At 62.5% G+C, this 23,438-nt stretch carries 26 protein-coding genes; 9 read left to right on the top strand and 17 right to left on the bottom strand.

The features are described 5' to 3' along the window. Nucleotides 1–3: 3 nt before the first annotated feature. A complete protein-coding gene (locus GC1_RS10695; RefSeq protein ID WP_019297262.1) occupies nt 4–1,962 on the top strand; it encodes a lytic transglycosylase domain-containing protein in 1,959 nt (652 codons plus the stop codon). Here the strand turns inward: GC1_RS10695 and GC1_RS10690 are convergent. Both GC1_RS10690 and mnmD read right to left on the bottom strand, forming a co-directional pair. Then, the gene (locus tag GC1_RS10690) at nt 1,936–2,844 is read right to left on the bottom strand and encodes a DMT family transporter (protein WP_019297263.1); all 909 of its coding nucleotides are present in this window, start codon (nt 2,842–2,844) and stop codon (nt 1,936–1,938) included. The genes GC1_RS10695 and GC1_RS10690 overlap by 27 nt on opposite strands. Continuing rightward, the gene (mnmD, locus tag GC1_RS10685) at nt 2,841–3,509 is read right to left on the bottom strand and encodes a tRNA (5-methylaminomethyl-2-thiouridine)(34)-methyltransferase MnmD (RefSeq protein WP_019297264.1); all 669 of its coding nucleotides are present in this window, start codon (nt 3,507–3,509) and stop codon (nt 2,841–2,843) included. The genes GC1_RS10690 and mnmD overlap by 4 nt, the downstream gene beginning before the upstream one ends. A gap of 58 nt (nt 3,510–3,567) precedes the next feature. Between mnmD and GC1_RS10680 the strand changes: the two genes are divergently transcribed. Further along, nucleotides 3,568–4,608, top strand: a complete 1,041-nt coding sequence (locus tag GC1_RS10680) for an NAD(P)/FAD-dependent oxidoreductase (protein ID WP_019297265.1) — start codon at nt 3,568–3,570, stop codon at nt 4,606–4,608. Between the two features lie 146 nt (nt 4,609–4,754). On the opposite strand, the gene GC1_RS10675 is transcribed toward GC1_RS10680, so the two are convergent. From GC1_RS10675 to GC1_RS10660, 4 genes are all read right to left on the bottom strand, one after another. Next, nucleotides 4,755–5,297: an NADPH-dependent FMN reductase gene (locus GC1_RS10675; protein ID WP_019297266.1), complete on the bottom strand. Its 543-nt coding sequence runs from the start codon at nt 5,295–5,297 to the stop codon at nt 4,755–4,757. Nucleotides 5,298–5,471: 174 nt separating this feature from the next. Beyond that, the gene (locus GC1_RS10670; RefSeq protein WP_019297267.1) at nt 5,472–6,131 is read right to left on the bottom strand and encodes an OmpA family protein; all 660 of its coding nucleotides are present in this window, start codon (nt 6,129–6,131) and stop codon (nt 5,472–5,474) included. A gap of 138 nt (nt 6,132–6,269) precedes the next feature. Then, nucleotides 6,270–6,959 (bottom strand): helix-turn-helix transcriptional regulator, encoded by a 690-nt coding sequence (locus GC1_RS10665; protein WP_019297268.1) that lies wholly within the window; start codon nt 6,957–6,959, stop codon nt 6,270–6,272. A 270-nt stretch (nt 6,960–7,229) separates the two neighbouring features. Beyond that, entirely contained in the window at nt 7,230–8,099 is an 870-nt protein-coding gene (locus tag GC1_RS10660; protein WP_019297269.1) for a methylated-DNA--[protein]-cysteine S-methyltransferase, read from the bottom strand. A gap of 157 nt (nt 8,100–8,256) precedes the next feature. On the opposite strand from GC1_RS10660, the gene nth reads away from it, so the two are divergent. After that, nucleotides 8,257–8,901, top strand: coding sequence for an endonuclease III (gene nth / locus GC1_RS10655; protein ID WP_019297270.1), 645 nt, complete (start codon nt 8,257–8,259; stop codon nt 8,899–8,901). 61 nt (nt 8,902–8,962) lie between these two features. Further along, entirely contained in the window at nt 8,963–9,955 is a 993-nt protein-coding gene (locus GC1_RS10650) for an adenosine kinase (protein WP_019297271.1), read from the top strand. A gap of 132 nt (nt 9,956–10,087) precedes the next feature. On the opposite strand, the gene GC1_RS10645 is transcribed toward GC1_RS10650, so the two are convergent. Continuing rightward, entirely contained in the window at nt 10,088–10,573 is a 486-nt protein-coding gene (locus GC1_RS10645; protein ID WP_019297272.1) for a MarR family winged helix-turn-helix transcriptional regulator, read from the bottom strand. 75 nt (nt 10,574–10,648) lie between these two features. Here GC1_RS10645 and GC1_RS10640 point away from each other — a divergent pair, with 75 nt between their 5' ends. After that, a complete protein-coding gene (locus tag GC1_RS10640; protein ID WP_019297273.1) occupies nt 10,649–11,518 on the top strand; it encodes an EamA family transporter in 870 nt (289 codons plus the stop codon). A 6-nt stretch (nt 11,519–11,524) separates the two neighbouring features. Here the strand turns inward: GC1_RS10640 and GC1_RS10635 are convergent, their stop codons facing one another. Next, a complete protein-coding gene (locus tag GC1_RS10635; RefSeq protein WP_237754587.1) occupies nt 11,525–12,040 on the bottom strand; it encodes a hypothetical protein in 516 nt (171 codons plus the stop codon). Between the two features lie 7 nt (nt 12,041–12,047). Beyond that, nucleotides 12,048–12,530, bottom strand: coding sequence for an RNA pyrophosphohydrolase (locus GC1_RS10630; protein WP_019297275.1), 483 nt, complete (start codon nt 12,528–12,530; stop codon nt 12,048–12,050). A gap of 138 nt (nt 12,531–12,668) precedes the next feature. On the opposite strand from GC1_RS10630, the gene GC1_RS10625 reads away from it, so the two are divergent. After that, nucleotides 12,669–14,696, top strand: coding sequence for an NADPH-dependent 2,4-dienoyl-CoA reductase (locus GC1_RS10625; RefSeq protein WP_019297276.1), 2,028 nt, complete (start codon nt 12,669–12,671; stop codon nt 14,694–14,696). Between the two features lie 136 nt (nt 14,697–14,832). Here GC1_RS10625 and GC1_RS10620 read toward each other — a convergent pair whose 3' ends face one another. The 3 genes from GC1_RS10620 to GC1_RS10610 form a co-directional block, all read right to left on the bottom strand. Further along, complete coding sequence (locus GC1_RS10620) at nt 14,833–15,177, bottom strand: antibiotic biosynthesis monooxygenase family protein (protein ID WP_019297277.1); 345 nt, start codon at nt 15,175–15,177, stop codon at nt 14,833–14,835. Continuing rightward, nucleotides 15,174–15,509: an NIPSNAP family protein gene (locus tag GC1_RS10615; RefSeq protein WP_019297278.1), complete on the bottom strand. Its 336-nt coding sequence runs from the start codon at nt 15,507–15,509 to the stop codon at nt 15,174–15,176. Before GC1_RS10615 ends, GC1_RS10620 begins: the two co-directional genes overlap by 4 nt. A 76-nt stretch (nt 15,510–15,585) precedes the next feature. Further along, nucleotides 15,586–16,029, bottom strand: coding sequence for a DUF4399 domain-containing protein (locus GC1_RS10610; RefSeq protein WP_019297279.1), 444 nt, complete (start codon nt 16,027–16,029; stop codon nt 15,586–15,588). A 196-nt stretch (nt 16,030–16,225) separates the two neighbouring features. Here GC1_RS10610 and GC1_RS10605 point away from each other — a divergent pair, with 196 nt between their 5' ends. After that, entirely contained in the window at nt 16,226–17,137 is a 912-nt protein-coding gene (locus GC1_RS10605; protein ID WP_237754586.1) for an AEC family transporter, read from the top strand. 163 nt (nt 17,138–17,300) lie between these two features. Then, entirely contained in the window at nt 17,301–18,212 is a 912-nt protein-coding gene (locus tag GC1_RS10600; RefSeq protein WP_019297281.1) for a LysR family transcriptional regulator, read from the top strand. Nucleotides 18,213–18,498: 286 nt separating this feature from the next. Here the strand turns inward: GC1_RS10600 and GC1_RS10595 are convergent, their stop codons facing one another. Beyond that, complete coding sequence (locus GC1_RS10595) at nt 18,499–19,290, bottom strand: class II aldolase/adducin family protein (RefSeq protein WP_019297282.1); 792 nt, start codon at nt 19,288–19,290, stop codon at nt 18,499–18,501. 95 nt (nt 19,291–19,385) lie between these two features. Here GC1_RS10595 and GC1_RS10590 point away from each other — a divergent pair, with 95 nt between their 5' ends. Next, on the top strand, nt 19,386–20,309 hold the full coding sequence (locus GC1_RS10590) for a GlxA family transcriptional regulator (protein ID WP_019297283.1): 924 nt from the start codon (nt 19,386–19,388) through the stop codon (nt 20,307–20,309). Nucleotides 20,310–20,456: 147 nt separating this feature from the next. Here the strand turns inward: GC1_RS10590 and GC1_RS10585 are convergent, their stop codons facing one another. Genes GC1_RS10585 through GC1_RS10570 form a run of 4 tightly spaced genes read right to left on the bottom strand, consistent with a single transcriptional unit; the run spans nt 20,457 to nt 23,402 of the window. Beyond that, nucleotides 20,457–21,380 (bottom strand): OmpA family protein, encoded by a 924-nt coding sequence (locus GC1_RS10585; RefSeq protein ID WP_052260488.1) that lies wholly within the window; start codon nt 21,378–21,380, stop codon nt 20,457–20,459. Then, nucleotides 21,371–21,943, bottom strand: coding sequence for a peroxidase-related enzyme (locus tag GC1_RS10580; protein ID WP_019297285.1), 573 nt, complete (start codon nt 21,941–21,943; stop codon nt 21,371–21,373). Before GC1_RS10580 ends, GC1_RS10585 begins: the two co-directional genes overlap by 10 nt. Before the next feature lie 5 nt (nt 21,944–21,948). Continuing rightward, nucleotides 21,949–22,674, bottom strand: a complete 726-nt coding sequence (locus tag GC1_RS10575; protein ID WP_019297286.1) for a GNAT family N-acetyltransferase — start codon at nt 22,672–22,674, stop codon at nt 21,949–21,951. Further along, nucleotides 22,671–23,402: a competence/damage-inducible protein A gene (locus GC1_RS10570; RefSeq protein WP_019297287.1), complete on the bottom strand. Its 732-nt coding sequence runs from the start codon at nt 23,400–23,402 to the stop codon at nt 22,671–22,673. The genes GC1_RS10575 and GC1_RS10570 overlap by 4 nt, the downstream gene beginning before the upstream one ends. Nucleotides 23,403–23,438: the final 36 nt, after the last annotated feature.

The following is a 23,438-nucleotide window of genomic DNA, read 5'->3' as shown; positions in this document are numbered from 1 at the left end:
GAGATGACACGCATCCTGGCCCTTATTCTGCTGATTGCGGCTGCCCTGCCTGGGGCATCTGCCCAGGCGCGCGACCTGGGCAAGGCGCTGGACCTGATGCGGTCGGAGAAGTGGGCAGACGCAGCCCGCGAGGCAGGCAAGCCGAAAAGCGTGGCACACGATATCATTGAATGGCACCGGCTTCGGGCTGGGCTGGGTTCCGTCAGCGATGTGATGGCGTTTCTTCAGCGGCGCCCGGACTGGCCTGGACTGGACTACCTGCGCCGCCAGAACGAGGACGCCATTGCCGCCACCGGGCGTGAAACTATTTTGGCCTTCTATGCCAAGCAGCGTCCGCAAACCGCCGAAGGTGCGCTGAGCTTGGGTAAGGCCCTTATAACAGACGGCCGCCACGGCGAAGGTGAGGCGGAAATTGTGCTGGCTTGGCGTACCATGGCAATGGGCAGCGCTATTCAGGATCTCTATCTGCGGGACTTCAGCAAGTTGCTGAAGCCGCACCATGCCGCCCGGCTGGACCGGCTCTTGTGGGAGGATCATCTGGTCAGTTCCAAGCGGATGCTGCCGCTGGTGCCCGAGGGTGAGCGCAAACTGGCCGAAGCCCGCATTGCCTTGCAGGAGCGTGCCGCCGGCGTGGATGCAAAAATCGAAGCCATTCCCGCCAGCCTGACGGGTTCAGCTGGACTTGCTTATGACCGTTTTTCTTGGCGCGACCGCAAGCGGCTGCAGGAGAGCGCGATAGAAATGCTGTTAGATCGCAGTACCAGTGCCGATAACCTGGGTGAGCCGGAAAAATGGCTGCGCCGCCGCCGTGATCTGGCCCGCCAGGTGATGCGTGACGGCGAACATGAGCGCGCCTACCAGCTTGCGGCCTATCATTTCTCCACGCCCGATGACGGTTACGGCTATTCCGACTGTGAATGGCTGGCAGGTTACATCGCATTGCAGAAGTTGCGCGACCCGGAACTGGCTGCGGTGCACTTCCAGCGCTTTCTTTCCTCCGTCGAGACCCCAATCTCGATCGGCCGCGGCGGCTACTGGCTGGGCCGGGCCTATGCGGCAATGGGAGAGGCCGACAAAGCACACGAGGCTTATGCGAGGGGTGCAGAATATCAGACGTCTTTCTACGGACTGCTGGCCGCCGAAAAACTGGGACGCCCCTTTGATCCTGCCCTGGTGACACCCGCCCCCATGCCGGACTGGCGCGAGGCGGCATTCATGCAGTCCTCGGTGGCAGAGGCCGGGTTGCAACTGCTGAAAGCTGGCGATCTGGCGCTGGCCGAGCGCTTTCTTACTCATCTGGTCGAAACCCTGCCACCGGTACAGGCGCGCCAGCTGGGACAGATGGCAGTGGACATGGACCAGCCGCATCTGGCGGTGATGATCTCCAAACGCGCAGCCCGTGGCGGGGTAGAGCTGGAGGGCGCCTACTACCCGCTGCACCCCGTTGCCAAGCGGCAGCTTCCAATGGCCGAAGAAATGACCTTGGCTATTGCGCGGCGGGAAAGCGAATTCGACCCGGCGGTCATAAGCCATGCCGGTGCGCGCGGACTGATGCAGGTAATGCCGGCAACGGCCAAGCTGGTGGCGACCGAGCTGGGCATCCTGGCAAACCACAAGACCTCCCGCCTGACCGCGGAGTGGGACTACAACGCCAAGCTGGGGGCCAATTACCTGGCAGGCCTAGCCGGCAAGTTCCGCGGCAACGTGGTGATGATGGCGGCCGGCTACAATGCCGGCCCGCACCGCCCCATTGCCTGGATGGAACGCTATGGCGATCCCCGGGACGGTGACCCCGATATCGTTGACTGGATCGAACACATCCCCTTCAACGAGACCCGGAACTACGTGATGCGTGTGACCGAAAGCCTGCCTGTCTACCGCGCGCGGCTGGGCAAGAAGCCGCTGCCGGTGCCGTTTTCAAAGGAGCTGAAGGGGTCAACCCTTCACGCGTTCGCGCCATAGGGTGAACAGGCCTGCCGCGATGATGATGCCCGCACCGATGGCGACGTTCGTTCGGATCACTTCACCGAACACCGCCATGCCCAGCATCGCCGCCCAGATTAGGTGAAAATAGGCAAATGGCTGCACTGCGCTGGCCTCGGCCATTTCATAACACTTGATCAGCAGCCAGTGGCCGGTCACGCCCGAAACGCACAACAGCGCCATCCAGAACCAGTCGCCCTGGCTCATCGGCTCCCAGAACCAGATGCCGATTGCGGTCATGAAGACCATGCCGGCAACCCCGGTCCAGAAGAAACTGGTGGCGGTGCTGTCCTTGCGCGCGGCGTAGCGCGTCACCAGCCCGTAAACGGCAAACATCAGCGCCGAGATGAACGGTATCACCGCGGCCGGGTTGAACACGCCCATGCCCGGCTGCAGGATAACCAGCACCCCGATCAGGCCGACGCCGATCGCCGCCCAGCGCCGCCAGCCGACGCTCTCGCCTAGAACCGGGCCGCTCAGCGCTGCCACCAGCAGCGGATAGCAGATGAACACTGCCTGGCTCTCGATCAGGCCGAGCACGGTAAAGCCATAGACCGCCACGCAGATTTCCCCGACCAGCAAGACGCCGCGGAAGATTTGCAGCCACGGCTGATCCGTACGGGCTGCCTCCTTGATCCCGCCTTGGGCCCGTGCCGCAAGGAACACGACAAATGCGGCAAAGAACCAGTAGCGGACCATTACGACCATGTAGGTGTTGTAGGTGCCCGCCAGGTGGCGCGAGATACCGTCCTGCAGGGCAAAGACGATGGTGGCGCCGATCATCAGCAGAATACCCAGCGGCACGTTGTTCTGTTGCACCCGAGGCTGAGGCAGGCTTTTGGGCTGTGGAACCATGCTCATCGCAGTACCGCCTTTGTCATATGCCGCTTGCGCCCGTAGCCGGGGATGCGGGTCACTTCAAATCCTGCCGCTTCCAGCCCGCGGCGGACAAAACCTGCCGCCGTGTAGGTCGCCGCCGAGCCGCCGGGCGCGGTATGCGCCGCAACCTCCGCCATCAGCGACTCTTCCCACAGTTCGGGATTCTTGGCCGGAGAAAACCCGTCCAGAAACCAGGCATCCGCCTGCCCTGTCCACTCCGGCAGCGACATCCGCGCGTCGCCCTGGATCACCTCCAGTTGCAGACTGCCCAGATCACAAGCCCCGGTGCCCTGCCACTTGGCCAGAAACCGCTGCGCCCAGGGGGCGACCGCAGGAAACGCCTCCAGAGCCTTGGCTATGTCGGCGGGCACCATCGGAAAGGCTTCGAAACTGGTAAAGCGCAATGGTTCTTCCTGCCCTGCCGCTTCCCAGGCACGCCAGGCCGCCAGCATATTGAGACCGGTGCCGAAGCCGAGCTCGGCGATATGAAAGCCCAGCGCAAACCGCGATGGCAGATCGTTACCGGCCAGGAACACATGCTCCGTCTCCGCCAGCCCGTCCTGGATCGAAAAATAGGGATCATCAAACTGATCCGACACTGGAACAGTGCCATCGCGCCAGCTGAGGCGGGCCTGCTGGTCTGCCATGCTATAATCCCCTAAGTGAGTGTTTGGAACGGCGCGACACTGGCGAAAGGATACCGAAATGGCAATGGCAGATGTAACGGTGCGAGGGGCGGGTATTTTCGGCCTGTCGATCGCCTGGCTCTGCGCCCGCCGCGGCGCGCATGTGCAGGTGGTGGACCCATTCGGCGCAGGTGCCGGCTCCAGCGGCGGCCTGGTCGGCGCCCTGGCCCCGCATGTGCCGGAGAACTGGAATCCCAAGAAACAATTCCAGCTAGAAAGCCTGCTGATGGCAGAAGGCTTCTGGCAGGAAGTTGAGGCCACCGGCGGTGTTTCTCCCGGCTATGGCCGCACCGGGCGCTTGCAGCCCATCAACGACGAGCGCTCCCTGGAGCTCGCCCGCAGCCGCGAAATCTCAGCCCGCGAACTGTGGAGGGACGAGGCCGAATGGACTGTCTGCAAGGCAGACAGCCTGGGGCCCTGGGTACCACCCAGCGCCACCGGCTATGTCATTCACGATACCCTCAGCGCCCGCATGCACCCCCGCCGCGCCTGCGAAGCGCTGGTCTCCGCCCTTGCGGTTATGGGTGTGGAGATACAGGCCGAGGCTCCGGACCAAGGCAAGGTAGTCCACGCCAAGGGTTACGCGGGCCTCTTGGAACTGAATGAAAGCTTCGGCAAAACCGTCGGCGGCGGCGTCAAGGGCCAGGCGGCACTTCTGCGCTTCCACGAAGGCGAAGTGCCGCAGCTTTATGCGGACAGCCTGCACATCATCCCGCATGCAGACGGCACCCTGGCGATCGGCTCCACCAGCGAGCGGGAATTTGACGACGGAAAAGCTACCGACGCTCAACTGGACGACGTGATTGAGCGCGCCCGCGCAGCGGTGCCGGTGCTGCACGGGGCTGAGGTGATCGAACGCTGGGCAGGTGTCCGCCCCCGTGCCAAGTCACGTGCCCCGATGCTCGGAGCCTGGCCTGGGCGGAACGGCCATTACATCACCAATGGAGGTTTCAAGATCGGTTTTGGTATGGCTCCCAAGGCCGCCCATGTGATGGCGGACTTGCTGCTGGAGGAAAAAGACAGCATCCCAGTGGGATTCCGGGTGGAAAACAACTTCTAACACCCGTTTTGATGAGCAAACCTGTTCCTTGAAAGGTTTTCAGCGGGTTCCCGGCGCCGCGCTGGCGGCGCCGCATCCAAGCCGCCAATCGGCCCCAAGGGAAGCTTCAATCGCGGGAGCATGCAACCTGCCTGCCCCCTTCACTTTCAACGAGACGCTTCGGCCCGCAGCTTCTGCATAAGCTTGGTTAGTGTGGCTTCATACTGCTCACTTGTCAGCCGCCCCTGTTCGTCGAATTGCTTTCCAGACGCCGCTAGGTGCACCTCTGGTCCGGTAATCAGCCTCGGCTGAAACGGCACCAGAAAACCGCGCAGGATCATCTGCGCCCGCTCGCCCCCGGCCCGGCCTGCCGCCGCCGACATCACTGCCACAGGTTTGTCCGTCCAAGGGCTGCCCTCGGTGCGGCTGACCCAGTCGAGGGCATTCTTCAGCACTCCCGACGGCCCCTTGTTGTATTCAGGTGTCGAAATCGCCACCGCATCCGCAGCCGCGATTTGATTCGCAAGTGCCTGCACCGCAGGCGGGATCCCCTCTGCCGCTTCCGCATCACCATCATAGAGCGGCAGATTCAGATCGGCTTCCACGACAGTAGCCGGGCCGAACACCCGTGCGGCTTCGGCCAGAAGCTTGCGGTTGGTGGCCTCTCGCCGCAGCGAGCCGGAAATGGTCAGCAGGACAGGGTCGGCCATGGAGAGTTCCTTCTGTTAGCGTCTCGTGTTGCACCATCATGTAAGAGGGCGCCTCCAGCATGAAACAGCCATACCCGCGCAAGCAATGTGCAGCGTTGCGTAAAGCCGCTACACCGGAACGAAAACAGCCCATCCCTTGCGGGACGGGCTGCAATTCGTGCCGCCAGGGCCAGGTCAGGCGGCTTGCGGGATCACCACCACCTCGACGCGGCGGTTGCGGGCCTTGCCTTCCGGTGTCAGGTTCGAGGCCACCGGCTGTTCCTCGCCGCGGCCGATGATGCGCATGCGGTGATAGGGCACACCGCCAGCTGCAATTTCACTGGCGACTGCATTTGCCCGGCGCTCAGAAAGGCCCTGGTTGTAACCTGCATCACCATCGCTGTCGGTATGGCCGATAACCTGGATGGTGCTGTTGGGGTATCGCACGAGGCTGTTCGCCACGCGGCGCAAATCGCCCTGCACGGCCGGCGAAACCGCGGCACTGTCAGTGGCAAATGTCAGATCGTTCGGGAATGACAAGATCAGCCGGTCGCCAGTATTGACGATGGTGATATCATCGTTCGACAGGTTCTGGCGCAGCTCGCGCTCCTGCGCATCGAGCTGATTGCCAATCACGCTGCCGGCGGTCGCACCAACCAGCGCACCGGTCACCGCACCTAGGCCGCGATCGGAATCATTGGCAATCGCACCAACGCCAGCGCCGATGATACCGCCAAGAACCGCACCCTTTTGAGTGTTGCTGCCCGGAGTGCCGACAGTTGCGGGATCGGTACAAGCGCCAAGTGTCAGGGTTGCGGCGACAATACCAGCCGTGGTGAGTTTCATCTGCATCATAAAATTGCCTTCTGCTTTCTAAGCTCCGGGCAGCGCCCGGCAGTCTGCTCGAATATCGGGATGTCGCGCCACGTTCTCAAGGCAAAGCGTTTTCATTTAGGCGGATTACCGCGCAAAAAACGAAAAACACATGCATTTTCAGGGCGCAAAAGCAAAGTTCCAGCCCTCCTGTTCCATCCACAGTTTACGCAAGGCAGCAGCCTCGGCGGCGAAATCCACTTCCCGCAATTCCGCGGCCAGCATCCGGTCAGTACGGAAATGCCTGAAACCGCCACGCAGCTCGCACCAGGCAGCCAGCATGGTGCACTCGATGTGATAAATCAGGGCAAGCGGCCGCAAGGTGCGGCGGCTTTCACCCCTTTCAGGGCTAAGATACGTCAGATGCAGTTTGCGGCTTTCCCGCACTGCCTGGCGCAGCAGGGCCTTGGAGACGCAACCCTGCTGCGGGTCATCCAGCGGTGCACCCCAAGGGGCAACCTGCAGCCAGTCGGCGGTCGCATGCACATCCTTGATCTTGTGGCTCACCCGCTCCGCTGCTTTCTGCAAGGCTCCATCGCCCGTGCGCATCAGCATCGCCAATCCCACATGCAGCGCCTCCAGCTCCTCCTCATCGAAATTGAGCGGCGGCAGATCATAGCCCTTGCGCAGCATGTAGCCGATCCCTGCTTCCCCCTCCACCGGAGTGCGCATTGCCTGGAGGGCAACGATGTCCCGGTAGATGGTGCGTTTGGACACTTCCAGCTGTGCCGCAAGATCCTCTGCCCGCACCGGTGCTGAGGCGGAACGCAGGATTTGGATGATCTCGAACAAACGGCCGGTGCGGGGCATTGGCGGGGCTCCAGTGACATTCTGCTGACACACTAACACACACCACTGACAACAGCATGTCAGCAGGGGTCTGATTTTCTGGCCACTGGAAAAGGAGGAACCCTATGCTGAGCTACGATTGGATTGTGATGATTACCCTGGGTCTAGACCGCTGGGACAGCAGGCAACGTGCTTTTACTCCGCATGAGATTGAGCGTGAGGAAGCGCGAAAGCGCCACGAAGCCCGACAGACCTTTAAGCCCGCAGCACCTAGCCTGCTGCAGCGCCAATTCAGCCGGCAGCGCGCATATCACCTGCCGCAGCCTCCTCATCCCGCGCAGCCTCAAAGGCGAGCATCGCGCGTTTGACCGGAAGCCCCCAGTGATAGCCGCCCAGTGCGCCGGATTTCCGCAAGGCGCGGTGACAGGGGATCAGCCAGCTGACAGGGTTGCGTCCGACTGCTGTGCCAACTGCGCGCACGGCCTTGGGGGCGCCGATGGCATGGGCCAGTTCTGAATAAGTGGTAACATGGCCTGACGGGATGCGCAGCAGCGCTTCCCATACCTTGATCTGCAAAGGTGCACCGATCATGTGCAGCGCAGTTTCCCCCTTTTGGGCAAAGGCGGCCTCCGCCAAAGGGCGCAGGGCAGACGGGTCCTCAATGAACTCAGCCTGAGGCCAGCGGGCGCGCATATCGGCCATGGCAGGTTCGGCGCCAGTCTCGGCAGCAAATGCCAGTCCGCAAATACCCTTTTCCGTGCCCATCACCAGAGCAAGCCCAAAGGGGCTGTCAAACCAGCCCCAGAAAATCTGCAGGCCGTCCCCTTTGCGGGCATATTCGCCAGGGCTCATCGCCTCCCAGCGCAGAAACAGATCATGCAAGCGCCCGGAGCCAGACAGCCCTACTGCATGTGACGCCTCCAGCGTGGTGAACCGGTCCCGCAGTAGTGCTTTGGCATGGCCCAGCCGCAAGTATTGCTGATAACGCTTTGGGGAAACACCCACCCAGGCCGAAAACACCCGCTGAAAATGCGTGGGGCTCATATCCATGCGAACCGCCAGCTGCTCCAGTGTCAGATCCTCGCCGCCATCGTCGATCAGCTCAATCGCCCGGCGCATGACACCATAGTGATAGGAGTTTTCCCGCGCTTCGATATTCATCGGTCCAGCCTGTTTCGTGGTTGTGTATTCAACATACTCCGGCCCAACACTGCAATCGACCCGGAACTTGCGGGTTTTCCTACTAGACAGGAGCCCGCAGCAGGAAAGGCGCAATTTCAATTGCTCTTTGACACCCGCTCTGTACATATGGCGCGCGATGGCAAAGCAACTCGATTATCATACGCTGCGCGAGATCTTCACGCGCTTTCAGGCAGCCGAGCCCGAACCCAAGGGTGAACTGGAACACGTCAACGCCTACACGCTGGTCGTTGCGGTTGCACTGTCGGCACAGGCAACCGATGCAGGGGTCAACAAGGCGACCCGTGAGCTGTTCAAGATTGCCGACACCCCGCAAAAGATGCTGGATCTGGGCGAGGAACGCCTGATCGAGCATATCAAAACAATTGGCCTCTACCGCAACAAGGCCAAGAATGTGATCAAGCTGTCCAGGATCCTGGTCGAGGACTACGGCGGCGAAGTCCCGAATTCCCGCGCTGCGTTGCAATCCTTGCCCGGCGTGGGGCGTAAAACGGCCAATGTTGTATTGAACATGTGGTGGAAACAGCCTGCGCAGGCGGTGGACACCCACATCTTCCGAGTCGGCAACCGCTCAGGCATTGCGCCGGGCAAGGATGTGGATGCCGTGGAACGCGCGGTGGAGGATAACATCCCCGCGGATTTCCAGCAGCATGCCCATCACTGGCTGATCCTGCACGGCCGCTATCACTGCAAGGCGCGAAAACCGATGTGCGGAACCTGCATCATCCGCGATCTCTGCATGTTTGAAGACAAGAACCTGTAAACTTTTTGAGCGGCATAGTCGCCTGAAATGACACCGCTTTGGAATTCCCCGAGGAGGGACCATGACCAAGACCTACCAGCTCGTCGGCATTGGCAATGCCGTGGTGGATGTGATTGCGCAATGCGAGGACAGCTTCCTGGCTGAACAAGGCATTGAAAAAGGCATCATGCAGCTGATCGAGCGCGACCGCTGCGAAGAGCTTTATGCGGCAATGGGCAACCGGGTTCTAACCCCTGGCGGCTCGGTCGCCAATACCATCGCTGGCGCCGGCGCGCTGGGGCTGCAGTCAGCCTTCATCGGCCGCGTCCGTGACGACGCGCTTGGAAAATTCTACGCCGATGCAATGAACAACGAGGGCGTCAGCTTTGTGAATGCGCCGGTAGCGGACGGCGAGATGCCGACCTCGCGGTCGATGATCTTTGTCTCGCCGGACGGTGAGCGTTCAATGAACACCTACCTTGGCATTTCGTCGGAACTGAGTTCCGACGACGTGCCCCAGGACGTGGCCGGCAACGCCCAGATCATGTTCCTGGAAGGCTATCTGTTCGACAAGGACAAGGGCAAGACCGCCTTTCTGGAAGCGGCCCGCGACTGCCGTGAGGGCGGCGGCAAAGTTGGCATTTCGATCTCCGACCCGTTCTGCGTCGAGCGCCACCGGGCCGACTTCCTGAACCTGATCAGCAACGAGCTGGATTTCGTGATCGGAAACCAGGACGAAATCTGCGCCCTGTTCGAAACCAGCGACCTGGAAGAAGCAATGGCCAGGACCGCCGCGATCTGCGCGCTGGTGGTTTGCACCCGTTCTGGCGACGGTGTGACTGTGTTGAATGATGGCGTGCGTGTCGACGTGCCGGTCGAAACGATCACACCGGTTGACGCGACTGGTGCAGGCGACCAGTTCGCTGCCGGTTTCCTGTTCGGTCTCGCCACCGGCCGCAGCATGGAAGTCTGCGCTCGAATGGGCTGCATCTGTGCAGGCGAAGTCATCTGCCATATCGGCCCGCGCCCTGAAACCAACGTGCGGCACCTGCTGGAAGAAGCCGGGCTGGTTTAATCCCGCCGGACACTCCCGCCCGCCGGAACTGCACCTCGCGGTGCATTTTCGGCCCTTGGGCGTAGCGCGGCGCGGCTTTGCCGCCCCGCGCAGCCTGCCTGCGGCAGGCACACGGGCCTACCGGTTCCAGCCTCAGCTGTCAGCCGACAGCTGCGCCTTGCTCAAAAGCACTTTGAAGGTCTCAACGTCCTGCCCGCTCATTGCGCTCAGCAACCGTGTCTGGGTCTCAACATGGGCTGTGACGGCCCGATCGATCAGGGCAAAGCCTTCTTCTGTCAGCCCAACCAGAAAACTGCGGCTGTCCTCCGGGTTCACCTCGCGCTTGACCAGCCCGTCTGCCTCCAGCCGGTCGATGCGGTTGGTCATAGTGCCGGACGCCACCATTGTCGCCTTCAGCAGATCGCCTGGTGACAGCGTGTAAGGCGCACCCGACCGGCGCAAGGTGGCCAGCACGTCGAACTTGGCCGCATTCAGCCCGAACTCCGCGAAGGTTTTATGCATCTCACGCTGATAGGCCAGATACAGCCGCGCGACCCGGCCAATGATGCCCATAGCCGTCACATCCAGGTCCGGCCGCTCCTGCCCCCATTGCTGGGTAATAAAATCTACATGGTCCATGCCACCGGTTTAGGTATTTACATCTTGACGTCAAGATAAAATCCATTATCTCGATATCAAGATAAGGAGAAACACATGCCGATCCGGACCCTTCTGCTGACAGCGCTGGCCCCTGCCATCTGGGGCAGCAGCTACATTGTGACGACAACTTTTCTGCCCGGCCACTCACCGCTGGTGGTGGCGCTTCTCAGGGCGCTGCCCGCGGGCCTGCTGCTGCTGCTGCTGGTGCGCCAGTTGCCGCCGCTCAGCTGGCTGCCGCGGCTGATGGTGCTTGGAGCGCTGAATTTCTCGCTGTTCTGGGTGCTGTTGTTCCTCTCCGCCTACCGCCTGCCCGGCGGGGTCGCCGCGACGCTGGGCGCCGTGCAGCCGCTGATCGTGGTGTTCCTGTCCGCCTTGCTGCTGCAGACGCAGATCCGCCCTGCTGCCGTTGCCGCCGCGCTTCTAAGCATGGCAGGTGTTGCCTTGCTGGTGCTGACCCCGGCCGCCAAGCTGGACACGCTGGGTGTCCTGGCCGGTCTCGGCGGCGCCTTGTCGATGGCCGCCGGCGTTGTTCTGACCCGGAAGTGGCAGCCGCCGGTGCCGCCGCTCACCTTCACCGCCTGGCAGCTGACCGCGGGCGGGCTGCTGCTGGTGCCTCTTGCGCTGTGGATGGTGCCGGAGATGCCGGTCTTCACGGCTGCCAATATCCTGGGCCTTGCCTACATGAGCCTCATCGGCGGCGCGCTGACCTATATCCTGTGGTTCCGCGGCCTCGCCCGGATCGACCCGTCGCAAGTCTCGCTGCTCGGCGTCCTGAGCCCGCTGTCTGCCGTGATCCTGGGCTGGCTTCTGCTGGGGGAAACCCTGACGCCCAACCAGGTGCTGGGCGCCACTCTGGCCCTGTTCAGCCTCTGGCTCGGCCAGGTGCGGCTGCGGTCCCGGCCCTCCGCAACGGCAGCTGAATAACCAGTATCACCGCGGCACGGCCGGTTCACAGGCCTTGCCGCGGTGGCAACCCAGAACCTGCCGCCGCACGTTGGAGGTGTCGTCAAACGCAAACCCGCCGCAGGCGTTGGCCCGGACCACCAGCTCCTGCCCGCGCTGCTCGGCAAAGACTACATAGCCTGCACCGGACTTCATGCCGCCGCACCATGGTCCGAGGCACTCCACCTCAATAACCGCAGGCACACTAACCCGGGTTGAGAAATACTTTCCGTCCAGCAGCTTGCCTGAGAGCTGTGCCGGGATGCGGGTCAGCGGCGGGGTGTCATTGGGATTGCCCGAATGGGACTTAGGCAGCTGGCTTTCGTCAAACCGCAGTTCACCCGCAATGACATTAAAGACGCTGTCCGAATTCGCGGCATGCAAATAGGCGTCCGCAGGGCCCCAGGGCAGGCAGCTGAGGGCAGCAGCGGGGCCGACGGCAACAGCCAGAATACACGCGGTCAGGGCAGCACCGGTTCCGGCAGGTCGAAAACAGGCTCGCATATCCATCTCACAGATACTCCCGGAACTCTGCCACCACCCGCGCATAGACCTCGCGCTTGAACGGCACGATCTTCTCCACAAGGCTCTCCACCGGCTGCCAGCACCAGGCCGAGAACTCCGGATCATCCGTCTCGATATTGACCTGATCATCCGTGCCGAGAAATCGCATCAGATACCATTTCTGCTCCTGCCCGCGGTATTTACCACCCCAGAAGCTGGGCACCACATCATGCGGCAGGTCATAGGGCAGCCAGCCGTTGCTTTCGGCGATGATCTCTACCAGATCAGGCGCCACACCGGTTTCTTCCTCCAGCTCGCGCAGCGCCGCAATCCGCGGGTCCTCGCCCGCGTCAATCCCGCCCTGCGGCATCTGCCAGGCATCCTTGTAGCGGTCCTTGCGCTGGCCGACGAACACCGCCCCCTCGGCATTGATCAGCATCACTCCGACGTTGGGGCGGTAGGGCAGCTTGGCAATCTCTTCCGGCGTCATCAGGCTCTCCTCAACATGGGTTTTCTCAACCTTAGACCGCTTGCCGCCGGGGCACGCAAGGGGGTGACGCGGCGTTTGCCCGTGACAAGGCGGCCCGCGCCCTTGATCCTAGGGGCAACTGCCAGGGAGAGTTTCAAGATGACTGCGTACCCCAACCTGCTTGCCCCGCTGGATCTGGGCTTTACCACGCTGAAGAACCGGGTGCTGATGGGCTCGATGCACACGGGGCTGGAGGAAACCGGCGACTGGAACCGCGTTGCTGAATTCTATGCCGCGCGCGCCCGCGGCGGCGTGGCGCTGATGGTGACTGGCGGGATCGGCCCGAACCTGGAGGGCTCAGTGCTGCCGGGCGCCTCGATGATGACCTCACCCAAAGACGTCGAAAACCACCGCGTGGTGACCGACCGTGTGCATGAGGCCGGCGGCCGGATCGCCATGCAGATCCTGCACGCAGGGCGCTATGCCTACGGCCCCAAATGCGTGGCCCCCAGCCCGGTGAAATCGCCGATCTCCCCCTTCCCCCCGCATGAACTGGAAGAGGACGGCATCGAAAAGCAGATTGCCGACATCGTGAACGCCGCCCGGCTGGCACAGGAGACAGGCTATGACGGCGTCGAGATCATGGGCAGCGAGGGTTACTTCCTCAACCAGTTCCTAGTCACCCACACCAACAAGCGCTCCGACCGCTGGGGCGGTTCCTATGAAAACCGGATGCGGCTGCCGATTGAGGTGGTGCGCCGCACGCGCGAGGCCGTGGGCCGCGATTTCATCATCATCTACCGCCTGTCGATGATCGACCTGGTGCCCAATGGCTCCACCCACGAGGAGGTGGTGCAGCTGGCGCAGGAGATAGAGAAGGCCGGCGCCACAATTCTCAACACCGGCATCGGCTGGCACGAGGCACGCATTCCCACCATCGCTACCTCGGTTCCCCGCGCGGCTTTTGCCTGGGTGACCAAGAAGCTGATGGGCAAGGTCGGCATCCCGGTGATCACCTCCAACCGCATCAACACGCCTGAAGTGGCCGAGCAGGTGCTCTCCGACGGCTGCGCCGACATGGTGTCGATGGCCCGGCCGATGCTGGCAGACGCGGATTTCGTCGCCAAGGCCGAAGCAGGACAGGCGGACCAAATTGCCCCCTGCATCGCCTGCAACCAGGCTTGTCTCGACCATACCTTCAGCGGCAAGCTCACCACCTGTCTGGTCAACCCGCGCGCCTGCCACGAAACCGAACTGGTGATCGAACCTGCCTCAACTTCCAAGACTGTCGCCATCGTCGGCGCCGGTCCGGCGGGCCTTGCCACTGCCCTCACGGCTGCCCAGCGTGGCCACCAAGTGACGCTGTTTGACCGTGCCGATGAAATTGGCGGCCAGCTCAACATGGCCAAACAGGTGCCGGGCAAAGAGGAATTCTGGGGGCTGGTCGACTGGTACCGGACCATGGTTGCAGACGCCGGTGTAACCCTGGAGCTGGGTCGCGAAGTTGCAGCAGAGGATTTGACCGCCTTCGACGAGGTGGTGATTGCCACCGGCGTCACCCCGCGCGATCCCGCCATTCCCGGCCAGGACCAGGACAATGTGCTCAGCTACATCGACGTGCTGCGCCACAAGAAACCGGTGGGTCAGCGGGTCGCCGTGGTCGGTGCCGGCGGCATCGGCTTTGACGTCTCCGAATACCTGCTGGAAGAGGGCCACAGCCCCACCACCGATCTGCCCGCCTGGATGAAGGAATGGGGCGTCGCCGACCCGGCAGAGCACCGCGCGGGCCTTGCCCCCGAAGGCCCGCAGCCCGCCGCCCCTGCCCGGCAGGTTACCCTGCTGCAGCGCAAGGCCGAACGCCACGGCAAGCGGCTGGGCAAGACCACCGGCTGGATCCACCGGGCAACGCTCAAGATGAAGGAGGTGGAATTCGTCGGTGGCGTCAATTACGAGTGCATCGACGCGGAAGGCCTGCATGTGAGCTTTGGTGAGGCTCGCGAAAACCCGCGGTTGATCCCGGCGGACACCATCGTGCTCTGCGCGGGCCAGGTCTCTGAGCGGTCGCTGGCAGATCAGCTTGCGGAACGCGGTATCACCGCCCATGTGATCGGCGGTGCAGATGTGGCCGCGGAACTGGATGCCAAGCGTGCCATCAATCAGGGCACCCGGCTGGCCGCCAGCCTTTGAGAAGACATAGGCCTCCCGCCTGCGGCAGCCGGACTAGTCAGGCCCTGCCCGCTGTTGGACCCGGCGCACTTTCAAGGCGCCGAAGCCGGGCTGCAGTGTCCCCGCGCGCCCTTCAGGCGCCGGGCCCGCAAAGCGCTCAGCCGTGGGCCGCAATACTGTCTGCCGGGGCCTCATGCCGCGCCATCATGCCATAATCCCGGATCACCCCAGCAACCCTCAGCCTGTAGTCGGCAAAGATTCCAGCCCGGCCCTTACCTTGTGCCACGCGGTGCTCCGCCAGATGACGCCAGCGCTGCACCGCCGCCTCATCCTGCCAAAAGGACAGCGACAACAGCTTGTCCGGTGCGCTCAGGCTTTGAAACCGCTCAACGGAGATAAACCCCTCCATCTCCTCAAGCAGCCCCCGCAGCTCCGCTGCAATTTCCAGATAGGCATCCTTCCGCCCTGCGGCGATCTCCACCTCAAAAATAACGGCAATCATCTGCGCTCCCCTCCTCCGTTCCCATGCGGCGACGAAGCCAGCTTGAGCCATGTCCGGTCCTCGCGCAGCAGGAACCGCTCCTTCTGGGCGAACTCGTAATTTTCGCGCCCCAAGGGGTCTGCCGCCAGCCGCGTCCGGTAGGCCTCATACGCCGCCAGGCTGTCCACGTTGTAGATTCCGTAGGCCAGGGTCGTGGAGCCTTCATGCGGCGCATAGTAGCCGATCAGTTCAGCCCCGCAACGTGGGATCGCCTGGCCCCAATTGAGGGCGTATTGTTCGAACTGCGCCTTTTTGGCGGGATCAATGTGATAACGGATAATGCAGGTCAGCATGAGAGGCCCTTCGTTGGTTCAAGGCCTCCTGCCTAGCTTGCGCCAGCCAGCAAATGCTTCGCCGCAGACCGAACTGTCACTCGACGTTGATGGTGATTACTTCAGACACCACAGGCGATTCGTGCGGCACATGGCTGGCGTCGCCCAGCACCAGCTGAAGGGTGTGGCGGCCCGGAGACAGCTCAATTGATGTCTCGGTTTGCCCGCCGCCAAAATGCACATGGTGCTCATCCGCAGGCAATCCGTACAGCAGCTCATCCGCGCCATCTTCACCCTCGCCGATTGCTGGGCGGTCAATCAGCAGATGGTGATGGCCGGTGTGCTCCTTCTCCGTACCCGCCGGGGCAACCCCCATCGCCGAAAGGCCAAAGACCACAGTCACCGGAGACGTGACAGTATCGCCATCCTTCAGGTTGACAAAATAGACCTTGGCATCCGGGTGCGACGGCGTGCGCTCCTGAGCCCCAAGCGGAGCAGCCAGGCACAGGGCGGCGGCAGTGGCGGCAAGCAAAACTTTCATAGCGGGTCCTCCAGCAATTTGTTCAACAAACAAAGTAAAGCTAGGCGTCCGGCAAGCAGCAGCAAACCCTTCGGCCGCAGCAAACGCACAATTTTGCGTCATCTTCACAGAAGCCCACTGTGCCGGCCCCCATTCCTCTTGCCCGCGTTAACCGAGGGCGGCAGTGTCACACCTGAACCGCAAGACGAGGGCATACGTGGTATTTGCAGTTATCCTGATGGGCCTGACCCCCAGCTTCCTGATGGTGGCTCTTGGCGGGCTGGTTCGCAGGCGGCTGTCACCGCAAGCTTGGCAAGGCCTGGACAAGTTGAACTTCGAGGTACTGTTTCCAGCGCTGCTGTTCTTTGCCGCCAGTGGCCGCCCTATTGCCATTGCAGACCTCGGCCGGATCGGGCCCGCAGTCTGGAGCATCCTCGCCCTGGCACTCGCCTTTGGTCTTCTGGCGCGCAGGGCCGGGCCGGAAAAATTCCTCGACTTTGCAGGCGCCTGGCAAACTGCCTGGCGTTTCAATACGGCCATTGCCTTTGTCGCCCTGCCTTCGATCGGCACGGAACTGACCGGCCAGATGGCGGTTGCCATCGGCATGGCCGTGCCAGTGGCCAATGTAATGGCTGTCTGCGCGCTGTCACGCGGCGGCAGCCTTTCGTTGCGCGAGACGGCAGTGAAAATCGCACTCAATCCCTTTCTGCTGGCCTCCGTTGCAGGTGTTTCTGTGGGACTTTCGGGTTACAAGATTCCTGCACCGATCCTGGCCCCAGCCGAGATGCTGGCCCATGCAGCGATCCCGATTGCGCTTCTGTCCATCGGCGCCACCATGAATTGGCGGGCGCTGGCGCGGCTCGACCTGTTCAACGGCTATCTCTGCCTGGTGCGTCTGGTGCTGGTGCCCGCCATTGTCCTGGCGGCTTGCCTGCTGCTGGGCAGCGATCCCGGCTTTGCCGCCGTGCTGGTGCTGTTTGCTGCCCTGCCCACCGCATCAGCGGCGCATGTGCTGGCCTCGGCCTTTGGTGCTGACCGCACACTGGCTGCCACACTTATTGCGCAATCCACCTTGCTCAGTGCGGTGACCCTGCCGCTATGGATTCTGACGATCAGGCTTGCCCTTTAAGGTTTCATTAACCCTCAGCCTTCGCCGCCCGCCGGCCAAGGGCAGCCGTTTCCACAGCGCAAACGATCCCGGCGAAACCTCGCAATTATCCCACCTCCGCCCCGATCTTGCCCGATTTCCCCGTCAGCTTCGGGGCAACACGGCTTTACGAGGATGGGTGAATATGGACCGACTGATGGAAATGGAGGCCTTTGCCAATGTGGTGGACCAAGGCGGCTTCACCGATGCGGCACGGAAAATGGGGATTTCCAAATCGGCCGTCTCCAAACATGTCTCCAGCCTGGAAGCCCGTCTCGGCGCGCGCCTGCTGAACCGCACCACGCGCCGGGTGTCGCCGACCGAGATCGGCCTTGCCTATTATGACCGTGCCCGCCGGGTTCTCAACGATGCAGGCGAGGCGGATGCGCTTGTCACCTCGATGCAATCGGCCCCCTCCGGTTTGCTGCGGATTTCCGTTGCCACCGACTTCGGCGTCAACCACCTGTCGCCGGTGCTGTCGGATTTCCTGCGCGACTTCCCGGATATCACTGTCAACATGGTTCTAAACAACCGCTATGTGGAGCTGATCTCCGAAGGCTTCGACATGGCCGTGCGGATCGGCGAGCTGGAGGACAGCTCTCTGCGGGCCCGCAAGCTGACAGAGACCACCAAGCGGATGATTGCCTCGCCGGAATACCTGGAAAAATACGGCCGCCCGCAGAAGATCGACGAGCTGAACAACCACAAACTGCTGCACTACTCCAGCCAGTCCAGCGGCAATGTCTGGAAAATCACCGCACCTTCCGGCGAAAAACGCCAGGTACGCACTTCCGGCTGGCTGTCGGTGAATGATGGGCAATCGCTGCTGAATGCCGCAATCTCCGGCCTCGGCATCGCCTATCTGCCCAGCTACCTTTACTCCGAGGCGCTGGAAGAAGGGCTGGTTGAGGACGTGATGCCCAGCCTGCCGGTTGAGACCCAGGGTATCTACGCGGTCTACCCGCCCGGTAAATTCACCCAGCCCAAGGTGCGGGCCTTCATCGATTTCCTGGTGGCAGCCTTTGCCGACCGCGACCCGTCCGAATGGAAAACCTGAACCGGTTCTAAGGAAAACCGGAACAAGACATCCCTCGAAGACCTGCCCCCGCGCCACTCGCGGGGGCTTTTTTAAGACCTGCACCTCAGGTCGGCCTGGCAGGATCAATCAGGCAGGCTCCCGCCCTTCCCGGATCAATCAAAGATTGATCTGCTCCCGTTGGGTCCAGCGCCGCTGCGCGTCGCACGCCGGACTCCAGCACGGCGCCGGACCGAAGGCTTGCTGAGGCATCTCTGATGTCGTGGCCAAGGCCCGGGAATCTCCGGACTGCAGCCCGTCGGCCCGTTCAGCCTTTGTAATGCGGCGCCTCCGCATCCAGGCGGCGCCGGATGGCATGCCATTCCAATTCTCCCTCGTAACCGTACCAGTCGCTGGCCGCCATGTCACTCAGGTGGCGCTTCTGCTCGCTTTCCGGAATGGTGCGGATCTCAACCCCGGGGCAGGCTGCCGCCTGCTGCACCTCCAGCTGAACCGCACAGGCCTGATCCAGGTAAAAGGACCGGAAAAACGCCTCCCCTGCCGTCCCCCCGAACACAAAGGCACCGTGCCATGCCTCGACCACGGCCTTCTTGCCGCGGCCCGCATCCAGCAGCCCGGCCAGGAAATCATCAGTGCATTCGAATTCATAGTCGGTGTATCCCAGCACATCGCCGCCACCGATCATCAGATAGGCCTGGCTGTAAGGGCCGACGCCATCCCTCTGCGCCGACACACCCATAATCGCCTTGGTGTGGATGTGCATGATGCAGTTCTTTTCCGGCTCTGCCTCAAAAAACAGCTTGCCGATCTCTGTGGCCGAGGGGTTCGGCTCGCCATTTTCAGGATTATGGTTTTTCCGGTCAAAGCCGACCTTGATCAGATTGGAGGCGGTCACCTCCTCATGCATCCAGCCGTAATGGTGGGTGATCAGCGCGTCCTCGCCGGGAACCCGGATCGCGTGCCACTGATTGGTCTGATCCGTCAGCCGGTATTTCACCAGCGCATTGTAAATCGCAGCCAGCTCGCAACGGGCCTCCCATTCGGCATCCGAGCAATTGGCCGGACGGCCCTGCAACGGGGTCGGGGTCATGACGGTCATTGGCGTTTCCTTTCCTGTGACTGCAAGAACCCTAGCGGCCTGGACCTCGTCAAAATTGCATGGAAACGCCCGGTACTTGCATATAACTTCCTGATATGCCGAAGGTGAGCTTCATCCTGTTTCCTGAATTTCAGATGCTGGCCTATGTGCTGGCTTCCGAAACTCTGCGCATTGCCAACAAGAATGCCGGCCGCCGACTATACACATGGGAGACGCTCAGCGCCACTCAGACACCGGTGCCAGCCTCCAGCGGACGGCTGGCCGCGCCGGACCGCAGTGGATGGGACCTCGGCGATACGCCCGATCTTGTGCTGCTTTGCGCCGGCTACGATCCGTTGCGCCACCTGCCGCAGGGGCTGCGTGCCTATCTGGCACGGGCCGCGCGCGCCGGCGCCGTGCTGGGCGGCATCGATACCGGCACCGTTGTACTGGCCCAGCTGGGCTATCTGGACGGCCATGAGGCGGTGCTGCACCACGAGGCCGAAGCGGGGTTCCGCGAGCGCTGGCCCGAAATCGAGGTCAGCGACCGTATTTACTGCTACGGCCGCCGCAGGCTGAGCGCCGTGGGCGGAACCGCTACCGGCGACGCAATGCTTGCCTGGATCTCGGCCACCGCCCCGGAAGGGCTGGCGGCGGCGACCGCCGAAGACATGGCCCATGGCTCTATCCGCCCCCCGGATGTGCGCCAGCGGCTGCAGCCTTCAGCCGACCCGGTTCTGGGGCAGATGCATCAGATAATGCTGGAAAGTCTGCAAGCTCCTTTGGCATTGACTGAGATTGCAGGGCGGCTCGGGCTCAGCCTGAAAGCGATGCGCCTGCGCTGCAAACGCGGGCTGGGCATGACACCGCAACAGGCCTATCTTCAGATTCGCCTGCAGCGGGCGCGCGAGCTGCTTCTAAGCACCGCAATGCCAGTCACAGAAGTGGCTCTGGCGACGGGGTTTGTCTCGCTGCCGGGGTTCTCGCGCCAGTTCAAGGCCATGTACCAGCGCAGCCCGCGCGGTATGCGCCGCTGCTGAGGCCCACCTGGACAATCCTCATTGCAACCGTTCTGCCAGCCGCCGGTGCAGAAAATCTGCGCCAAGCCTGCCCCCTCCAAGAAGGCTTGCAATCACTAAGACACCTGCGGGGGCGGGAGTGAATAGCAGCGTTCAGGGTACCGGCGCTCAATTGGCGAGAAGGACAGCCTCCACCCGCCGGTTGGCCTCTCGACCCTCCGGGACCAGATTGCTGGCGATGGGGGCCAGATATCCGGCACCAGCCACGTCAATGCGCGTTCCATCAGCCTCATAGGCCTCAACCAGCCGCTCTTTCACAGACTGCGCCCGGCGTTCGGAAATGCGGGTGTTTTGCGCCAGCGAGCCCACCGAGTCAGTATGGCCCACCAGCAGCAGCCGATGCTGCGGATTCGCGGCCAGATAGCCAGCCAATTCCTTCAGGCTGCCATACTGCCCCTCGCGCAGACGGGTAGAACCGCTCTCGAATACCAGATCTGTCAGCACCGCATGGCCGCGCACTTCCAGCACCTTGGCCAATTCTACCGGCCGCACCGGATCCGGTTCCGCCGGCGCTTGGACCACGGGTTTCGATAGGACTGGCACTGCGTCCGGCGGCCGCACACTGATCATTTGAACAAAGGCCGCACCGCCTGCCCGCGACACGAGAACAGAAACCGCTTCTCTTCCCTTGGCGGCCGACAGGAAGTGAAAACGGGAAATATCCACCATCATATCCGGCGTTGGCACCACTTCGATCCCGAACCGGAAGCCAAAACCGCCGCAATCACGCGCCGCGCAGTCTAGCCGCACTTCATAACCCTGCTCCACCAGCTGCTCCCGCAGCGGCGCCAGGATCTGCAGCACCGTGCCGCTGCCTTCCACGCGCCAGGTCCGGCGGGTAATCTGCCCCTCGAACCGCTCCGAAGGCACCTTGTCCGCGTCTTCCGGGCCAATGGGCAGCTGATAGACGCCAAGCGCAGTCGCCCGTTCAGAAATGGCAGTCGCATCAGCGGGCAAGGTGAGTTCCGCCGCATTCAGAATTCCGGGCAGGAACGCTGCTGCCGCCGCTGCAATCAGACGTCTTAACGGCACTGGCTGTGATATTCCGAATTGGGCGCCATCGCGGTAGCACTGGCCACCCGGTTCGACATGTTGAAAAAGCCCGCGACATTGGCGATATCCCAGATATCCCGGTCGCTAAATCCCGCATCCCGCAGGGTCTGGCGGTCCGCCTCCTCGATCTCCGCGCTCGCCGTCGTCATCCTGGCCGCAAAATCCAGCATCGCCCGCTGGCGCGCATCCAGCGGCGCCACCCGGTAGTTCATCACCAGCATCTCGCCCAGCTGCGGATCGCCGGACAACTGCCGCACGGCAGCGCCATGGGCCACTAGGCAATAGAAGCAGCGGTTGATCGCAGAGACCACCACCGCAATCATCTCCCGCTCCAGCTTGCTCAGGCCGCTGTCCGCCAGCATCAAATCGTTGTACATGGCGGTGAAGGCGTTGAGCTTGGCGATATCAAAGGCATTTGCCTTCAGCACATTCGGCACAAAGCCCAGTTTTTCGACGCAGATATCGAAATATTTCTGCGTCTCCGGCGGCAGCGGGTCCATTATCGGCAGGTCGAGGGCTGTGGGCTGGGTCTGGTCACTCATCGCGGTCAATCGCCTTGTTGCAAAATCCGGTAGTGGTACTGTCCAACACAGTCCATGCCGAGGGAAGCGTAAAGCCCGTTTGCACCCTCGTTACGTTTCGTACAGAGCACCGCCAGTTCGCTGGCGCCGTTTTCAAGAGCCCAGAAGGCGGCCTGACGCATCATCCAGGCGCCCATGCCGGCGCGGCGTTGATGCGGCAGGATTTCCAGCGCGTGAACCATCGCCACCCCGTCGTGAATGGCAACGAACCCTGCGCCCGCCGGTTTGTCCTTGTGGCGGCCCAGCAGCCCGGTTTTCGGACCTTGCACCCGCTGCATCACCGCCAGCCGCTCCGGCCCGATGCCCCCTTGCACCCAGATCTCGCGCTGGATCGCCAGCGGTTCCCAGACGCAAAAGGCGGTAACACGGGGCACCGGGATATCTGTCAGCCGCTCCGCCGGGCAGGCCCACAGGTTAACCGGATCCTTCACCGCATAGCCGCGCGCCTCCAGCTGCGCGTCCAGCTCTGTCTCACCGTCGCGGATCATGAACAGGCAGTCCTGACCCATAGCGCGCATCGCGTCCTCAGCCGCTGCAATCTCCACGTCAGACGCTGCACCGTTCACCGTCGTTGCCGACACACGGCTGCCGCCGCCCTGCCCTTCGCGCAGGGTGACAGGCCCAAGTTCGCGCAGCGATGCCGGCGGCCATGTCGCCTCGGTCACGCCATAGTAACGGGGATCGGTGGTCACTGCTCCAGCTCCTTTGCCAGTTCGGTCATCGCCGCATCGACACGTGCGCCGTCAGTGCCGCGGATCACGACATTGGCGCCGAACGCGCCGTCCTTCTGGAACGGGTAGCAGCCCACCGATAGATCGCTATAGGCCTCTGCCAGAGAGCGCAGCGGAGCCGCGATTTCGCCCTCTCCGCGCAGCACCCGCAAGGTCTGCGACAGCATCGGCCGGCCGCCGGTCAGGGTCGGCATCACGCTTGCCACCATTGCCTGAAAGATCATCGGCACACCGGCCATCACATGCACATTGCCGATGGTGAATCCGGGCGCCGCCGAGACAGGGTTGTCAATCAGCACCGCACCGTCCGGAATGCGGGCCATCCGCAGCCGCGCCGCGTTCATCTCCAGCCCTTGGGTATCGTAATGCGCCTGCAGGATCGCGCGGGCATCGTCGCGCACATCCAGATGCGCTTCAAACGCCTTGGCAATGCAATCGGCGGTAATGTCATCATGGGTCGGCCCGATACCGCCGCTGGTGAACACATGGTCAAAAGCGCGTGACAGCGCCCGCACCGCGGCAATGATCGCCGCCTCATCGTCGCTCACCACCCGCACTTCCTTCAGATCGATGCCATGTTTGGTCAGCTCTCCCGCCAGGTAATGCATATTGGCATCGCGGGTGCGGCCGGACAGGATCTCATCGCCGATAACCAGCATGGCGGCAGTTGGGTTCGGCGTTGCAGGCATGAGCATCTCCCTTGGCTGAGTGCAAAAATACTCCGC

This window comes from Leisingera sp. ANG1 (assembly GCF_000203975.2).
Taxonomy (GTDB): Bacteria; Pseudomonadota; Alphaproteobacteria; order Rhodobacterales; family Rhodobacteraceae; genus Leisingera.
The sequence above is the reverse complement of the archived record's forward strand: the minus strand, read 5'-3'. Positions and strand labels throughout refer to the sequence as shown.

What these genes read in the sequence shown, in the direction of transcription:
- GC1_RS10695 (WP_019297262.1), top strand. Translation starts at nt 4, where the DNA reads ATGACACGCATCCTGGCCCTTATTCTGCTGATTGCGGCTGCCCTGCCT.
- GC1_RS10690 (WP_019297263.1), bottom strand. Translation starts at nt 2,844, where the DNA reads ATGAGCATGGTTCCACAGCCCAAAAGCCTGCCTCAGCCTCGGGTGCAA.
- mnmD (WP_019297264.1), bottom strand. Translation starts at nt 3,509, where the DNA reads ATGGCAGACCAGCAGGCCCGCCTCAGCTGGCGCGATGGCACTGTTCCA.
- GC1_RS10680 (WP_019297265.1), top strand. Translation starts at nt 3,568, where the DNA reads ATGGCAATGGCAGATGTAACGGTGCGAGGGGCGGGTATTTTCGGCCTG.
- GC1_RS10675 (WP_019297266.1), bottom strand. Translation starts at nt 5,297, where the DNA reads ATGGCCGACCCTGTCCTGCTGACCATTTCCGGCTCGCTGCGGCGAGAG.
- GC1_RS10670 (WP_019297267.1), bottom strand. Translation starts at nt 6,131, where the DNA reads ATGATGCAGATGAAACTCACCACGGCTGGTATTGTCGCCGCAACCCTG.
- GC1_RS10665 (WP_019297268.1), bottom strand. Translation starts at nt 6,959, where the DNA reads ATGCCCCGCACCGGCCGTTTGTTCGAGATCATCCAAATCCTGCGTTCC.
- GC1_RS10660 (WP_019297269.1), bottom strand. Translation starts at nt 8,099, where the DNA reads ATGAATATCGAAGCGCGGGAAAACTCCTATCACTATGGTGTCATGCGC.
- nth (WP_019297270.1), top strand. Translation starts at nt 8,257, where the DNA reads ATGGCAAAGCAACTCGATTATCATACGCTGCGCGAGATCTTCACGCGC.
- GC1_RS10650 (WP_019297271.1), top strand. Translation starts at nt 8,963, where the DNA reads ATGACCAAGACCTACCAGCTCGTCGGCATTGGCAATGCCGTGGTGGAT.
- GC1_RS10645 (WP_019297272.1), bottom strand. Translation starts at nt 10,573, where the DNA reads ATGGACCATGTAGATTTTATTACCCAGCAATGGGGGCAGGAGCGGCCG.
- GC1_RS10640 (WP_019297273.1), top strand. Translation starts at nt 10,649, where the DNA reads ATGCCGATCCGGACCCTTCTGCTGACAGCGCTGGCCCCTGCCATCTGG.
- GC1_RS10635 (WP_237754587.1), bottom strand. Translation starts at nt 12,040, where the DNA reads ATGCGAGCCTGTTTTCGACCTGCCGGAACCGGTGCTGCCCTGACCGCG.
- GC1_RS10630 (WP_019297275.1), bottom strand. Translation starts at nt 12,530, where the DNA reads ATGACGCCGGAAGAGATTGCCAAGCTGCCCTACCGCCCCAACGTCGGA.
- GC1_RS10625 (WP_019297276.1), top strand. Translation starts at nt 12,669, where the DNA reads ATGACTGCGTACCCCAACCTGCTTGCCCCGCTGGATCTGGGCTTTACC.
- GC1_RS10620 (WP_019297277.1), bottom strand. Translation starts at nt 15,177, where the DNA reads ATGATTGCCGTTATTTTTGAGGTGGAGATCGCCGCAGGGCGGAAGGAT.
- GC1_RS10615 (WP_019297278.1), bottom strand. Translation starts at nt 15,509, where the DNA reads ATGCTGACCTGCATTATCCGTTATCACATTGATCCCGCCAAAAAGGCG.
- GC1_RS10610 (WP_019297279.1), bottom strand. Translation starts at nt 16,029, where the DNA reads ATGAAAGTTTTGCTTGCCGCCACTGCCGCCGCCCTGTGCCTGGCTGCT.
- GC1_RS10600 (WP_019297281.1), top strand. Translation starts at nt 17,301, where the DNA reads ATGGACCGACTGATGGAAATGGAGGCCTTTGCCAATGTGGTGGACCAA.
- GC1_RS10595 (WP_019297282.1), bottom strand. Translation starts at nt 19,290, where the DNA reads ATGACCGTCATGACCCCGACCCCGTTGCAGGGCCGTCCGGCCAATTGC.
- GC1_RS10590 (WP_019297283.1), top strand. Translation starts at nt 19,386, where the DNA reads ATGCCGAAGGTGAGCTTCATCCTGTTTCCTGAATTTCAGATGCTGGCC.
- GC1_RS10580 (WP_019297285.1), bottom strand. Translation starts at nt 21,943, where the DNA reads ATGAGTGACCAGACCCAGCCCACAGCCCTCGACCTGCCGATAATGGAC.
- GC1_RS10570 (WP_019297287.1), bottom strand. Translation starts at nt 23,402, where the DNA reads ATGCCTGCAACGCCGAACCCAACTGCCGCCATGCTGGTTATCGGCGAT.